The following is a 12641-nucleotide window of genomic DNA, read 5'->3' as shown; positions in this document are numbered from 1 at the left end:
CGGCGCCATGCATCAGCGCACCATGTGCAGGAAGTGCATGTGTTTCTCGTACTGGTCGAGGATGTCGCCGATCACGCCCTCGCGGCTCCAGCCCATCACGTCGTAGTCCTGGCCGCCTTCCTTGAGGTGCACCTCGGCGCGGAAGTACTTGCGCTCGCCGGGCTCGTCGTCCTCGCTACGCGGCACGAAGCTGGGCATCACGTAGGCGCGTGGCCGCACCTCGTAGAGGAAGTCGGGCTCGCCCTCGTGGACGATTTCGATGCGGATGCGCTGGTCCTCGCCCTCGCTGACCGTGGCGCCGTAGCCCTGCTTACGAATTTCCTCGGCAACCGCCTCACAGGCCGGACGCACCACTTCGGCAATGAAGCGCACCACATGGCGGCGCCGCGGGAACATCGTCAGATTGCGCAGGCGGCGCTGCCAGTCGCTGTAGGCGCGTGGCGTGGCGGGCGAGGTGGTGATCGCCTGGTAACGCAGGCCCTGCTTGGTCGCATCGATACGCAGCGCCTTGAGCAGACCCCACATCGAGCAGAGCAGCGCGAGGGTGAAGGGTAGGGCGCTGGCGATGGTGGCCGTCTGCAGCGCGGTGAGGCCGTCGGCCAGCAGCAGCGCAATGGCCACGCCGGCCATCAGCATGGTCCAGAAGATGCGCTGGCGCGCCGGGGTGTTGTCATTGCCACCGGAGGCCAGCATGTCGACCACCATGGCGCCGGAATCCGCCGAGGTGACGAAGAACACCACCACCATGACGATCGCCAGCAGCGACAGCAGCGCGGAGAAGGGAAAGTGCTCGAGGAAGGCGAACAGCGCCAGCGAGCTGTCGCGCTCGATGGCTTCGCCGAGGCTGCTGACGTTTTCCCAGAGGATCATGTGGATCGCCGTGTCGCCGAACACTGTCATCCACAGCAGGGTGAAGGCGGTCGGCACCAGCAGCACGCCGGCCACGAACTCGCGGATCGTCCGGCCGCGCGAGATGCGCGCGATGAACAGGCCGACGAAGGGTGACCAGGCCAGCCACCAGCCCCAGTAGAACAGCGTCCAGCCACCGATCCAGTCGTTCGGCTCGTAGGCATACAGGTTGAAGGTCTTGTTGACGATGTCCGCCAGGTAGCTGCCGGTGTTCTGCACGAACGTCTGCAGGATGAACACCGTCGGCCCGACGATCATCACCAGCACCATCAGCAGCACCGCCAGCGACAGGTTCAGCTCGGACAGCCGGCGTACGCCCTTGTCCAGCCCGCTGACCACCGAGAGCGTGGCCAAGGCGCTCGTCGCCAGGATCAGGCCGATCTGCACCGGCAGCGAGATCGGCAGGCCGTAGAGGTGGTTCAGGCCGGTGTTGATCTGGGTGACGCCCAGTCCCAGCGAGGTGGCCACGCCAAGCACGGTGCTGATGATCGCGAAGGTATCCACCGCATGCCCGATGGGCCCGTGGATACGCTCGCCGATCAGCGGATACAGCGCCGAGCGCAGCGCCAGCGGCAGACCGTGGCGATAGGCGAAGTAGGCCAGGATCATCGCCACGATGGCGTAGATCGACCAGGCATGCAGGCCCCAGTGGAAGAAGGTGATCTTCATCGCCTCGCGCGCGGCGAGCACGCTGCCGCCTTCGCCGATCGGTGGCGAGAGGAAGTGCATCACCGGCTCGGCAACGCCGAAGAACATCAGGCCGATGCCCATGCCGGCGGAAAACAGCATGGCGAACCAGGTGGTACGCGAATAGTCAGGCTCGCTGTGGTCGGGGCCGAGCTTGATGTCGCCGTAGCGGCTGAGCGCCAGCAGCACCACCATCAGCAGGATCAGCGCGACGGCGAGGATGTACAGCCAGCTGAGGTGGGCGACGATCCACGCCTGGGTTGTGCTGAACAGCGACTGCGCGTGTTGCGGCAGGGCGACGCTGTAGATCACCAGCGCCAGGATGATGAATGCCGAGCTGTAGAAGACCGGCGGATTGATGGTTGTAGCGGAAGACTTTCTTGCCTCCATGCTGCGCTCCTTCGTGGGTCTGGGGAGTGGCCGCCTGTGGCGAAAGCGCACCAATCTAACATAGACAACGAAACGGCCCCGGTGTGCTCGGCGCGCTTGCCGGCGCCCCGCGGCAGTCAGGCCTGGGCGGCGGGGCGGTACTGCAGCGCTTCGGCGAGGTGCTGGCGGGATATATCTGCCGCCGCGTCCAGGTCGGCCAGCGTGCGCGACACCTTGAGCAGGCGGTGCGCAGCGCGTAGCGACAGGCCGAGGCGTTCGCAGGCGTGTTCCAGCCATTGCTGGTCGGCGCCGTCCAGCCGGCAGTGCTGGCGCAGGCCGGCTAGATCGAGAAAGGCATTGGCGCAGCCCTGACGGCGCAACTGCAACTGACGCGCGTCCGCCACCTGTGCGGCCACTTCCGCGCTGCTCTGGCCATGCTGCGCGGGTGCGTTCAGCGAGGTGGTTTCGCGCGCGACTGTCAGGTGCAGGTCGATACGGTCGAGCAGCGGGCCGGAGAGTTTGCCGCGGTAGCGCTGGATCTGCTCCGGGGTGCAGCGGCAGCGCCCGCCGGGATCGCCGAGATAGCCGCAGGGGCAGGGGTTCATCGCCGCCACCAGCTGGAAGCGCGCCGGGAAGCGCACCTTGTCGCGTGCCCGGGCGATCACGATCTGGCCCGATTCCAGCGGCTCGCGCAGCACCTCCAGCACCTTGCGATCAAACTCCGGTAGCTCGTCGAGAAACAGCACGCCCTGGTGCGCCAGGGTGATCTCGCCCGGCTGCGGCCGGCTGCCGCCACCGACCAGCGCCGGACCGGACGCGCTGTGGTGCGGCTGGCGGAACGGCCGTTGCGGCCAGTGCGCCAGCGGACCGTGGCTGGCCACCGACTGGATCGCCGCGACTTCCAGCGCTTCCTGCTCGTCCAGTGGCGGCAGCAGACCGGGCAGGCGGCTGGCCAGCAGCGTCTTGCCGGTGCCGGGCGGACCGGAGAACAGCAGGTTGTGCGCCCCCGCCGCGGCGACCAGCAGGCCGCGCTTGGCGGCGAGTTGGCCTTGCACGTCGGCCAGGTCGGGGTAGGGCAGCACCTGGCGCAGCAGGCCTTCGGCGACATAGGACGTCAGTGGCGTGGTGCCGCTGAAATGCGCGGCGACTTCCAGCAGGTGGTCGGCGGCATACACGGTCAGGCCGGACGCCAGGCTGGCTTCTTCGGCATTGGCGCGCGGCACCAGCAGCGCGCGGCCGGCGGCGCGAGCGGCAAGCGCGGCGGGCAACACGCCCTGTACCGGCCGCAGCGCCCCGGAAAGCGCCAGCTCGCCCAGGCATTCGAGTCCGTCCAGGCGCTCGGCCGGTAGCTGACCGCTCGCCGCGAGAATGCCCAGGGCGATGGCTAGGTCGAAGCGGCCGCCGTCCTTGGGCAGGTCGGCGGGGGCGAGGTTGAGGGTGATGCGGCGGGCGGGGAAGTCGAAACCGGAGGTGAGGATGGCGCTGCGCACGCGATCCTTGCTTTCCTTCACCGCGGTTTCCGGTAGGCCGACCAGCGCCAGCGAGGGCAGGCCGTTGGCCAGATGCGCCTCGACGGTCACCGGTGGCGCTTCAACGCCGCTCTGTGCGCGGCTGTGGACGATGGCCAGGGACATTCGATCACTCCTTGATCGTGTCGCGGCCCGGTCGATCAGGACGCGGGCGGTGTGAGCTTTTCTTCCAGTTCGGCGACCTTGGCTTCCAGCGCCTCCAGGCGCGCGCGGGTGCGGGCGAGCACCACCATCTGGCTGTCGAATTCGTCGCGGCTGACCACGTCGAGCTTGTTCAGCGCGCCCTGCACCACGGCTTTGAGCTGGGCTTCGAACTCGGGGCGCGGCAGCGGGGTGTCGCCGTTGAACAGGCGCGACGCCTGGGAACCGAGGGCATCGAGGAAGGCTTTGGGTGGCAGCATGACAGGTACCTGCATTTGAACGGCCGGCAGTGTAGCACGCGCGTTTTTGTGCAGACCGTGCCCGTGGTTGCACAGGATTTGCGCAGGTATACAGGCTCGCGTGCGCCATTGTGGTGCATCGCTGCGCTGGCTTTTCCTCGTCGGCGCCTGCCCGGAGCGCCTGGCGCCTTGTCGGGCGGGCGTTTCGGCAAACTGGCATCGATTCTGCTTTGACCCTCTCGACGCATGCACCAGTGCGGCGCCCGGTTGGATCGCACAACGGACGGGCACGCAGTCGGACCTGCGCCTGGCAAGCAGTCCGGGCGTTACAAGAGCCGGACACCAGCTTAGACTTGCTGCGGGTTCGTACTTCTGGGGCAAGTCCACCTAAACGGGAGAAGTTTCATGAAACTAGTCACTGCCATCATCAAGCCGTTCAAGCTGGACGACGTGCGCGAGTCGCTGTCCGAAATCGGCGTCCAGGGCATCACCGTCACCGAGGTCAAGGGCTTCGGTCGTCAGAAGGGGCACACCGAGCTGTATCGCGGTGCCGAATACGTCGTCGACTTCCTGCCGAAGGTGAAGATCGACGTGGCCATCGCCGACGATCAGCTCGATCGTGTGATCGAGGCCATTACCAAGGCGGCCAACACCGGCAAGATCGGCGACGGCAAGATCTTCGTCGTAAACCTGGAACAGGCCATTCGCATCCGTACCGGCGAAACCGATACCGACGCGATCTAACGCACCCCAACGAACCCCCACGCCCCAGGAGTAACACCATGACTCTGCGCAAATTCGCAGGGCTAGGAGCCCTATTGTCCCTGCTAAGCCCCGGCCTCGCGCTGGCACAGGACGCGACGCTGGATTCAGGCGATACGGCATGGATGCTCACCGCCACCGCGCTGGTGCTGTTCATGACGATCCCTGGCCTGGCACTGTTCTACGGCGGCATGGTCCGCTCGAAGAACATCCTCTCGGTGATGATGCAGTGCTTCGCCATCACCGGCCTGATGAGCGTCCTGTGGATGGTCTACGGCTATAGCCTGGCCTTCGACACCACCGGCATGGAGGCGGGAGTGATCAACTTCAGCTCCTTCGTCGGCGGCCTGGAGCGCGCCTTCCTCAGCGGCCTGACGGTCGACAGCCTGGTCGGCGCCTTCCCCGAAAGCGTGTTCATCACCTTCCAGATGACCTTCGCCATCATCACCCCGGCGCTGATCGTCGGTGCCTTTGCCGAGCGCATGAAGTTCTCGGCGATGCTGATCTTCATGACCGTCTGGTTCACCCTGGTCTACGCGCCGATCGCGCACATGGTCTGGGGCGGCGACGGCGGCCTGATGTGGGACTGGGGCGTGCTGGACTTCGCCGGCGGCACCGTGGTGCACATCAACGCCGGTATCGCCGGTCTGGTGGCCTGCCTGGTGCTGGGCAAGCGCAAGGGCTTCCCAGTCACGCCGATGGCCCCGCATAACCTCGGTCTGACGCTGATGGGTGCGGCCATGCTGTGGATCGGCTGGTTCGGCTTCAATGCCGGCTCGGCGGCCGCTGCCAACGGTACCGCCGGCATGGCCATGCTGGTGACGCAGATCGCCACGGCCGCGGCGGCGTTGAGCTGGATGTTCGCCGAGTGGATCACCCACGGTAAACCGAGCGCACTGGGCATCGCCTCGGGCGTGGTGGCCGGTCTGGTCGCCATCACCCCGGCGGCGGGCACCGTTGGTCCGATGGGCGCATTGATCATCGGTCTGGCCTCGGGCGTGATCTGCTTCTTCTGCGCCACCAGCCTCAAGCGCAAGCTCGGCTACGACGACTCGCTGGACGCCTTCGGCGTGCACGGCGTCGGCGGTATCGTCGGCGCGCTGCTCACCGGCGTGTTTGCGGCGCCGGCGCTCGGTGGCTTCGGCGAGGTGGAGAACATCGCGCTGCAGGTGTGGATCCAGTTCAAGGGCGTGCTGTTCACCGTGGTCTACACCGCCATCGTCACCTTCGTGATCCTCAAGGTGATCGACGCGGTGATGGGCCTGCGGGTGAACGACGAAGAGGAAACCGTGGGCCTGGACCTCAGCCTGCACAACGAACGCGGCTACAACCTCTAGCGACATCCCGCGCGGCGATCGCGCAACCATCACGCAGCGGTTGGCAAGGGCGCCTTTTGGCGCCCTTTGCTTTTTCCGCGACCGCGCTAGAATGCGCCCGATTCGCCTCCGAGCCGGGTTTCCAGCATGTGGCAACAGACCCTGATCACGCTGCGCCCGCGTCCGCGCGGATTTCATCTGATCACCGACGAGCTGCAGGCCGCGTTGCCGGAACTGCGGCGCTGCGAGGTCGGTCTGTTACACCTGTGGCTGCGGCATACCTCGGCGTCGCTGACCGTCAACGAGAACGCCGATGGCGCGGTCCGACGCGATTTCGAGCGTTTCTTCGATCGCCTGGCACCGCAGGGCGAGCAGGGCTACGAACACGATTACGAGGGGCCGGACGATCTGCCGGCGCACTTCAAGGCCAGCCTGCTGGGCTGCCAGTTGAGCGTTCCGGTTACCGCCGGGCGCCTGGCGCTCGGCACCTGGCAGGGTATCTATCTCGGCGAGCACCGCGAGCAGGGCGGCGCCAGGCAACTGCTGGCGACCCTGCATGGCATGCAGAGTTGAATTTTTTTTGGCGATGCCAGAGGTTGTGCATCGCTGGGCTATAACTACCGCTTTGGCGAGCCATGAGGTTGAACATGAGCGACGAAGAACTCGAACAAGACGATCTGGACGTGACTGACGAGGAAGACGGGGAGGAAGAGCTGAGCGCGGCCGACGACGGCGACGAGGCTCTGGACGACGAGGGCACCGACAGCGAGCGCGCCACGCCGACGCCGAAGAAGGCCAAGGCCAAGGCCGCCGAGCCGGATGAGCTGCCCAGCCTGGAAGCCAAGCAGAAGGAGCGCGATGCGCTGGCCCGGGCGATGGAAGAATTCCTCGCGCGTGGCGGCAAGGTGCAGGAAGTCGAGCCGAACGTGGTGGCCGATCCGCCCAAGAAGCCCGACAGCAAGTACGGCAGCCGGCCCATCTGAGTCCGCGCGCCAAGCGAAGAGCCCGCCATCGTGCGGGCTCTTTCGTTTCAGCGGCCCCAGCGCGTCACTGCGACCAGTGCCGCAGCACGCCGGGCAGCTCCGTGAGGCTGTGGATTTCGGCCTCGGGGCGGCGTGCCTGTTGCCACGGCAGGCGCTGCGGGTTGTACCAGATGGCACGGAAACCGGCCTGCTGGGCACCGAAGATGTCGTCCTCGTGGTGGTCGCCGATGTGCACGGCTTGCGCCGCGCTCACACCGGCCAGCCGTAACGCCTCGCGGAACGGCCGCGGGTCGGGCTTGCCGATGCCCAGGTCCTCGGCGCACAGGGCGAACTGGAAGTAGTCGGCCAGCCCCAGCCGTCGCACGTCGGCATTGCCGTTGGTGAGCACGCCGAGGATGTAGTGATTGGCCAGCCATTCCAGCGTTGGCAGTACCTCCGGCGCCAGTTCGATCGCATGGCGGGCGTCGAGAAACACCCGGAAGCCCGCGTCGGTGAGCTGCTGCGCCTGCGTCTGGTCATAGCCCGCGTCCGTCAGCGCATGGAACAGAATCCGCCGGCGCAGCTCGCTGATGCGGTGGCGCAGCGCGGGTTCGCGCTCGATCAGCATGCGGCGGATCGCGCCCAGCGCCTCGATGGGAAAATCGCCGAGCAGCGGCGCGTTGGCCGTCAGCCAGTCGCGCAGCGCCCGCTCCGCGCCCTGGATGATTGGCTTGGCCTGCCAGAGGGTGTCGTCGAGGTCGAAGGTGATCAGGCGAAGGTTCAAGATTCACTGTCCTGCTTGCGTCTGGCCCGTGGATGCGCCTGATCGTAGACCTTGGCCAAGTGCTGGAAGTCCAGGTGGGTGTAGATCTGCGTGGTGCCGATATCGGCGTGGCCGAGCAGTTCCTGCACCGAGCGCAGGTCCTGTGACGACTCCAGCAGATGGCTGGCGAAGCTGTGGCGGAGCATGTGCGGATGCAGGTGCTGGCCCAGCTCGCGGGCGCCGGCGGCCTGCACCCGCTTGTGCACCGCGCGCTGGCCGAGGCGGCGGCCCTGCTGGCCGATGAACACCGCGCCGTCGGCCGGATTGGCCAGCGCGCGCAGCGGCAGCCAGGCGCGCAGCGCCTCGCGCGCCTGACGTCCGACCGGCAGCTCGCGCTCCTTGTTGCCTTTGCCGATGACTCGCACCAGCCCGGCGGCCAGGTCGAGCTGGTCGAGATTCAGACCGACCAGCTCGGACAAGCGCAGCCCGGAGGAATAGAACAGCTCGAGCATGGCCTGGTCGCGACGGGCGAGGAAGTCATCCTCGACGGCGCCGTCGAGCAGCTGCATCGCGCGGTCGGTGTCGAGCAACCGCGGCAGGCGCTTCTCGCCCTTGGGCGCGCTGACGCCGCTGGCCGGATCATGCGCGCAGAGCCCTTCCTGATTGAGGTAGCGATACAATCCGCGCAGCGACGACAGCAGACGCGCCAGGCTGCGGCTGGACAGTCCCTGGCGATGCAGTTCGGCAATCAGCTGGCGCACCTGCTGGCCGCGCAGCGCCGCCCACTGCTGCACCGACTGGCGCTCGCAGAAGGCGAGCACTCTGGCCAGATCGCGGCGGTAGCCGTCCAGGGTATGCGGCGACATCTGTCGCTCGCTGTGCAGGTGCTGCAAATAGCGATCGAGATCGGTTTGCACGGGGCCTCCCAACGATGGCGGACACTGCGCCGACCGGACAGCCTGCCGCGAAATGCCGGAGGCTCAGCGCACCGAACGCAGCGGCACGGCGAAGCGCGGCAACACTCGCGCCAGCACCTCGGCGATGTAACCGAGGAACAGCGTGCCGAGCGAACTCTTGTAGTGCTGCGGATCGGGACTGCCGATCGCCAGCGCGCCGAGTTGCTGATCGAGCATGACTACCGCCGCCGAGCCGACACTGGCGCTGTGCTCCTCGCCGAACAGGAAGGCCAGTTCGTGGGCGCGCAGCGCACCGCAGATGGTCTTGCCGCCGGCGAGCAGGCCGCCGATGCTCTGCTGGGCTTCGGCCGGGCTGACGCTGCGCCCCACCGGCAGCACGGCATCGCTGAACAGGATCAGGCTGACGTAGGGCACCTGGAATTCATGGCGCAGGCTGTCCTCGACCGCACTGACCACCTCTTCCAGGCTGCTGGCGTCGAGCAGGTCGAGCACCAGTCGGCGGGTCTTGTCGAACAGCCGGTCGTTGTCGCGGGCGACATCCATCAGTTGCGACAGCCGGTGGCGCATCTCGATGTTGCGCTCGCGCAGCAGCTTGACCTGGCGCTCGACCAGCGACACGGCCGCGCCGGGCTGGTGTGGCAGGCGCAGTTCGGTGAGCAACTCGTCGTGATCGACAAAGAATTCCGGATGAGCACGCAGGTAGGCGGCGACGGCTTCGGCGTCGGGCAGCGGCGCGGTGGCCGGGGTCTGCTCGGTCATAGGCGAACCTGTCCTTCGAAAACGCGAACGGTGGGGCCGGTCATCATAACCGGCTGGCCCGGACCTGCCCATTCAATGGACAGACGGCCGCCGGGGAGGTCGATCTGCACCGGCGAATCCATCCAGCCCTGGCGGATCGCCGCGACTGCCGCGGCACAGGCGCCGGTGCCGCAGGCCTGAGTCTCGCCGGCTCCGCGTTCCCACACGCGCAGGCGCGCATGGCCACGGTCGACCACCTGCAGGAAGCCGACGTTGACCCGCTGCGGGAAGCGCGGGTGGTGTTCGATCTGCGGTCCCAGTTCGTGCACCGGCGCAGTGTCGACGCTGTCGACGCGCAGCACTGCATGGGGATTGCCCATCGACACGGCGGCGAGCTCGACGCGGCGGCCGGCAACATCCAATGGATAGCTCAGTGCCTCGGCGTCGGCCTGGAAGGGGATGTCCGCCGGCTTCAGGCGGGGCGGCCCCATGTCGACGCGAATCTGCCCGTCGGGGCGGATGTCCAGTTCGATGATGCCGCCCTTGGTTTCGACCTTGATCTTGCGTTTGACGGTCAGGCGCTTGTCGACCACGAAGCGGGCGAAGCAGCGCGCGCCGTTACCGCATTGTTCCACTTCCGAACCGTCGGCATTGAAGATGCGGTAGCGGAAGTCGACGTCCGGATTCTGCGGCGGCTCGACGATCAGCAGCTGATCGAAGCCGATGCCGGTGTGGCGGTCGCCCCACTGCTTGGCGTGCTTGGGCTGGATGTGCGCGTGCTGGCTGATCAGGTCGATGACCATGAAGTCGTTGCCCAGCCCGTGCATCTTGGTAAAGCGCAAAAGCATCGGGTTGGCCTCAACGGGGCAGCAGGCTTTCGCCGGCGTAGAGTTCCTGCACGCTTTCGCGACGGCGTACTTCGAAGGCCTCGTCGCCATCCACCAGCACCTCGGCGGCGCGGCCGCGGGTGTTGTAGTTGGAACTCATGACGAAACCGTAGGCGCCGGCCGAGCAGACAGCCAGCAGGTCGCCCTCGGCCAGCTCCAGGGTGCGGTCCTTGGCGAGGAAGTCACCGGTCTCGCAGATCGGCCCGACGATGTCGTAGCGGCGGCCTTCGCCTTCGCGCGGCTGCACCGCGACGACGTTCATCCAGGCCTGGTACAGCGCCGGGCGGATCAGGTCGTTCATCGCCGCGTCGACGATGGCGAAATCCTTGTGCGCGGTGTGCTTGAGATATTCCACGCGGGTCAGCAGTACGCCGGCGTTGGCGACGATCGAGCGACCCGGTTCGAATACCAGTGCCAGTCCGCGGCCTTCGATGCGCTGGCGCACGGCCTGGATGTAGTCGCCGGCCAACGGTGGCTGCTCGTCGCGGTAGCGCACGCCGAGGCCGCCGCCCAGGTCCAGGTGACGGATGTGGATGCCGCGCGCGGCCAGGCGGTCGATAAGCCCCAGCAGGCGGTCCAGCGCGTCGAGGAACGGCGGCAGGCTGGTCAGCTGCGAACCGATATGGCAATCGACACCGACCACTTGCAGATTCGGCAGCTCGGCGGCGCGGGCATAGACCGCTTCGGCATCGGCAATGGCAATGCCGAACTTGTTCTCTTTCAGCCCGGTGGAAATGTACGGATGGGTGCCGGCGTCGACGTCCGGGTTGACCCGCAGCGACACCGGCGCCTTGACGTCCAGCTCGGCGGCGACCTGCTGCAGGCGCTCCAGCTCGTCGGTGGATTCGACGTTGAAGCAGTGCACGCCGACTTCCAGCGCGCGGCGCATGTCGTCGCGAGTCTTGCCGACGCCGGAGAAGACGATACGGTCCGGCTGGCCGCCAGCGGCCAGCACGCGCTCCAGTTCACCGCGCGAAACGATGTCGAAGCCCGCGCCCAGGCGCGCCAGTACGTTCAGTACGCCCAGGTTCGAATTGGCTTTGACGGCGAAGCAGACCAGATGCGGCATGCCATCCAGCGCATCGGCATAGGCCCGGTACTGGGCTTCGATGTGCGCGCGGGAATAGACGTAGGTCGGTGTGCCGAAGCGCTGCGCGAGCGCGGACAGCGCCACGCCCTCCGCGAAGAGTTGACCGTCGCGGTACGAGAAGGCCTCCATGATCAGCCTCCTTTAGAGTTCGAAACGGTCTTTGGAACGTTCTTTGGCGGTGGCCTCGTCGTCCGGCAGATACAACGGGCCTTTCTGGCCGCAGCCGCCGAGAACGGAGGCGAGAACGGCGAGCGCGACAAGGGGAAGCAGCAGACGCTTCATGGGGGACAATCCTTGAAAAATCGAATGGCCGGAGTATACCCAGCACCCGGCGGATTGCCTATCGAGCAGCCGCGGCGGCGGCGCCGGCTCGCCTGGGTTGCGACGGGCCTGCTAAGCTCGCGTCCTCGATGCGACCGCCGGTCGCGCGTCACCTTGAGGACCCCCGCATGAGCCTGAGCGAAGCCCGCTACCACGATCTTGTCGACGCCGCCCAGGAAGAGGTGGAGGACGTGTTCGACGACAGCGCCCTGGATGTCGATCTGGAGAATTCCGGCGGCGTGCTGACCGTGCGGTTCGCCAACGGCAGCCAGCTGATCCTCAGCCGCCAGCCGGCGCTGCGCCAGCTATGGGTCGCGGCACGCTCCGGCGGTTTCCACTTCGATTACGACGAGGACGCCGAGCTGTGGATCTGCGACAACAGCGAGGAGCGCCTGGGTGAACTGCTGGCGCGCGTCACCCAGGAGCAGGGCGGCGAAGCGCTGGCCTTCGAGGACCTCTGAGCGGGCCCCGCGCGGCTCTCTTTGCTAATTCGAGCGGCTGTGATACGGTCGCCGCAGGTCACAAAACCCCGCCTTCGGGCGGGGTTTTGCTTTTTTTGCGTTTGGATTTCACAGGAGCGAGCCAGAACCCATGACCAGTGCACCGTCGATCATCCTTACCCAACTCGATCTGCAGCGGCTCGAACGGCTGCTCGACAGCCTGGACGAGTACGGCCCGGCTGCCGAGGCGCTGGAGCAGGAGTTGTCGCGGGCGAAGGTCGTCTCGCGCAGCGAGATGCCCGCTGGCGTCGTGACCATGAATTCGCGCGTACATTGCCGCGAGGAAGGCAGCGGCAAGGACTACCACCTGACCCTGGTCTATCCGCAGGATGCCGGCAAGCCGGGCACCGTGTCGGTGCTGGCACCGGTAGGCACCGCGCTGCTGGGCATGAGCGTCGGCCAGCACATCGACTGGCCGACCCCGGGCGGCAAGGTCATCAAGCTCACGCTGCTGGAAGTGGAATATCAGCCGGAAGCGGCGGGCGACACCGGCCTGTGATGCCGGCGGCCG

15 protein-coding genes are annotated in these 12641 nt (G+C 66.9%); 6 read left to right on the top strand and 9 right to left on the bottom strand.

The window, feature by feature from the left end; genetic code table 11:
• Window positions 1–12: 12 nt before the first annotated feature.
• The 3 genes from NAV27_RS10415 to NAV27_RS10405 form a co-directional block, all read right to left on the bottom strand.
• The gene (locus tag NAV27_RS10415; protein WP_008568389.1) at window positions 13–1986 is read right to left on the bottom strand and encodes a BCCT family transporter; all 1974 of its coding nucleotides are present in this window, start codon (window positions 1984–1986) and stop codon (window positions 13–15) included.
• A 116-nt stretch (window positions 1987–2102) separates the two neighbouring features.
• A complete protein-coding gene (locus NAV27_RS10410) occupies window positions 2103–3599 on the bottom strand; it encodes a YifB family Mg chelatase-like AAA ATPase (protein WP_008568388.1) in 1497 nt (498 codons plus the stop codon).
• 35 nt (window positions 3600–3634) lie between these two features.
• A complete protein-coding gene (locus NAV27_RS10405; RefSeq protein WP_102829033.1) occupies window positions 3635–3895 on the bottom strand; it encodes an accessory factor UbiK family protein in 261 nt (86 codons plus the stop codon).
• Between the two features lie 384 nt (window positions 3896–4279).
• Here NAV27_RS10405 and glnK point away from each other — a divergent pair, with 384 nt between their 5' ends.
• From glnK to sutA, 4 genes are all read left to right on the top strand, one after another.
• Window positions 4280–4618, top strand: coding sequence for a P-II family nitrogen regulator (gene glnK / locus NAV27_RS10400; protein WP_003096476.1), 339 nt, complete (start codon window positions 4280–4282; stop codon window positions 4616–4618).
• Between the two features lie 38 nt (window positions 4619–4656).
• Entirely contained in the window at window positions 4657–5973 is a 1317-nt protein-coding gene (locus NAV27_RS10395; protein ID WP_008568370.1) for an ammonium transporter, read from the top strand.
• 126 nt (window positions 5974–6099) lie between these two features.
• The gene (locus NAV27_RS10390) at window positions 6100–6525 is read left to right on the top strand and encodes a secondary thiamine-phosphate synthase enzyme YjbQ (protein WP_008568369.1); all 426 of its coding nucleotides are present in this window, start codon (window positions 6100–6102) and stop codon (window positions 6523–6525) included.
• A 74-nt stretch (window positions 6526–6599) separates the two neighbouring features.
• Complete coding sequence (gene sutA, locus NAV27_RS10385; RefSeq protein WP_008568368.1) at window positions 6600–6935, top strand: dormancy-specific transcriptional regulator SutA; 336 nt, start codon at window positions 6600–6602, stop codon at window positions 6933–6935.
• A gap of 64 nt (window positions 6936–6999) precedes the next feature.
• Here the strand turns inward: sutA and NAV27_RS10380 are convergent, their stop codons facing one another.
• The 6 genes from NAV27_RS10380 to lptM form a co-directional block, all read right to left on the bottom strand.
• On the bottom strand, window positions 7000–7698 hold the full coding sequence (locus NAV27_RS10380) for an HAD family hydrolase (RefSeq protein WP_008568367.1): 699 nt from the start codon (window positions 7696–7698) through the stop codon (window positions 7000–7002).
• Window positions 7695–8594 (bottom strand): tyrosine recombinase XerC, encoded by a 900-nt coding sequence (xerC, locus tag NAV27_RS10375; RefSeq protein WP_102829032.1) that lies wholly within the window; start codon window positions 8592–8594, stop codon window positions 7695–7697. The genes NAV27_RS10380 and xerC overlap by 4 nt, the downstream gene beginning before the upstream one ends.
• A gap of 63 nt (window positions 8595–8657) precedes the next feature.
• Window positions 8658–9353 carry a DUF484 family protein gene (locus tag NAV27_RS10370; RefSeq protein WP_008568365.1) on the bottom strand — a complete coding sequence of 232 codons (696 nt, stop codon included), beginning with the start codon at window positions 9351–9353 and terminating at the stop codon, window positions 8658–8660.
• Window positions 9350–10180, bottom strand: a complete 831-nt coding sequence (gene dapF / locus NAV27_RS10365; RefSeq protein WP_102829031.1) for a diaminopimelate epimerase — start codon at window positions 10178–10180, stop codon at window positions 9350–9352. Before dapF ends, NAV27_RS10370 begins: the two co-directional genes overlap by 4 nt.
• A gap of 10 nt (window positions 10181–10190) precedes the next feature.
• Window positions 10191–11438, bottom strand: a complete 1248-nt coding sequence (gene lysA / locus NAV27_RS10360; protein ID WP_102829030.1) for a diaminopimelate decarboxylase — start codon at window positions 11436–11438, stop codon at window positions 10191–10193.
• Window positions 11439–11450: 12 nt separating this feature from the next.
• Window positions 11451–11591, bottom strand: coding sequence for an LPS translocon maturation chaperone LptM (gene lptM, locus NAV27_RS10355; protein ID WP_037020009.1), 141 nt, complete (start codon window positions 11589–11591; stop codon window positions 11451–11453).
• A gap of 167 nt (window positions 11592–11758) precedes the next feature.
• Between lptM and cyaY the strand changes: the two genes are divergently transcribed.
• Entirely contained in the window at window positions 11759–12091 is a 333-nt protein-coding gene (gene cyaY, locus NAV27_RS10350) for an iron donor protein CyaY (protein ID WP_102829029.1), read from the top strand.
• A gap of 130 nt (window positions 12092–12221) precedes the next feature.
• A complete protein-coding gene (gene rnk / locus NAV27_RS10345; protein WP_008568359.1) occupies window positions 12222–12629 on the top strand; it encodes a nucleoside diphosphate kinase regulator in 408 nt (135 codons plus the stop codon).
• Window positions 12630–12641: the final 12 nt, after the last annotated feature.

The sequence above is a fragment of the Stutzerimonas degradans genome (assembly GCF_024448505.1).
Lineage (GTDB): Bacteria > Pseudomonadota > Gammaproteobacteria > Pseudomonadales > Pseudomonadaceae > Stutzerimonas > Stutzerimonas degradans.
Note: the sequence above shows the minus strand (reverse complement) of the source record. Positions and strands in the feature narration are given on the sequence as shown.

What these genes read in the sequence shown, in the direction of transcription:
- NAV27_RS10415 (WP_008568389.1), bottom strand. Translation starts at nt 1,986, where the DNA reads ATGGAGGCAAGAAAGTCTTCCGCTACAACCATCAATCCGCCGGTCTTC.
- NAV27_RS10410 (WP_008568388.1), bottom strand. Translation starts at nt 3,599, where the DNA reads ATGTCCCTGGCCATCGTCCACAGCCGCGCACAGAGCGGCGTTGAAGCG.
- NAV27_RS10405 (WP_102829033.1), bottom strand. Translation starts at nt 3,895, where the DNA reads ATGCTGCCACCCAAAGCCTTCCTCGATGCCCTCGGTTCCCAGGCGTCG.
- glnK (WP_003096476.1), top strand. Translation starts at nt 4,280, where the DNA reads ATGAAACTAGTCACTGCCATCATCAAGCCGTTCAAGCTGGACGACGTG.
- NAV27_RS10395 (WP_008568370.1), top strand. Translation starts at nt 4,657, where the DNA reads ATGACTCTGCGCAAATTCGCAGGGCTAGGAGCCCTATTGTCCCTGCTA.
- NAV27_RS10390 (WP_008568369.1), top strand. Translation starts at nt 6,100, where the DNA reads ATGTGGCAACAGACCCTGATCACGCTGCGCCCGCGTCCGCGCGGATTT.
- sutA (WP_008568368.1), top strand. Translation starts at nt 6,600, where the DNA reads ATGAGCGACGAAGAACTCGAACAAGACGATCTGGACGTGACTGACGAG.
- NAV27_RS10370 (WP_008568365.1), bottom strand. Translation starts at nt 9,353, where the DNA reads ATGACCGAGCAGACCCCGGCCACCGCGCCGCTGCCCGACGCCGAAGCC.
- dapF (WP_102829031.1), bottom strand. Translation starts at nt 10,180, where the DNA reads ATGCTTTTGCGCTTTACCAAGATGCACGGGCTGGGCAACGACTTCATG.
- lysA (WP_102829030.1), bottom strand. Translation starts at nt 11,438, where the DNA reads ATGGAGGCCTTCTCGTACCGCGACGGTCAACTCTTCGCGGAGGGCGTG.
- lptM (WP_037020009.1), bottom strand. Translation starts at nt 11,591, where the DNA reads ATGAAGCGTCTGCTGCTTCCCCTTGTCGCGCTCGCCGTTCTCGCCTCC.
- cyaY (WP_102829029.1), top strand. Translation starts at nt 11,759, where the DNA reads ATGAGCCTGAGCGAAGCCCGCTACCACGATCTTGTCGACGCCGCCCAG.
- rnk (WP_008568359.1), top strand. Translation starts at nt 12,222, where the DNA reads ATGACCAGTGCACCGTCGATCATCCTTACCCAACTCGATCTGCAGCGG.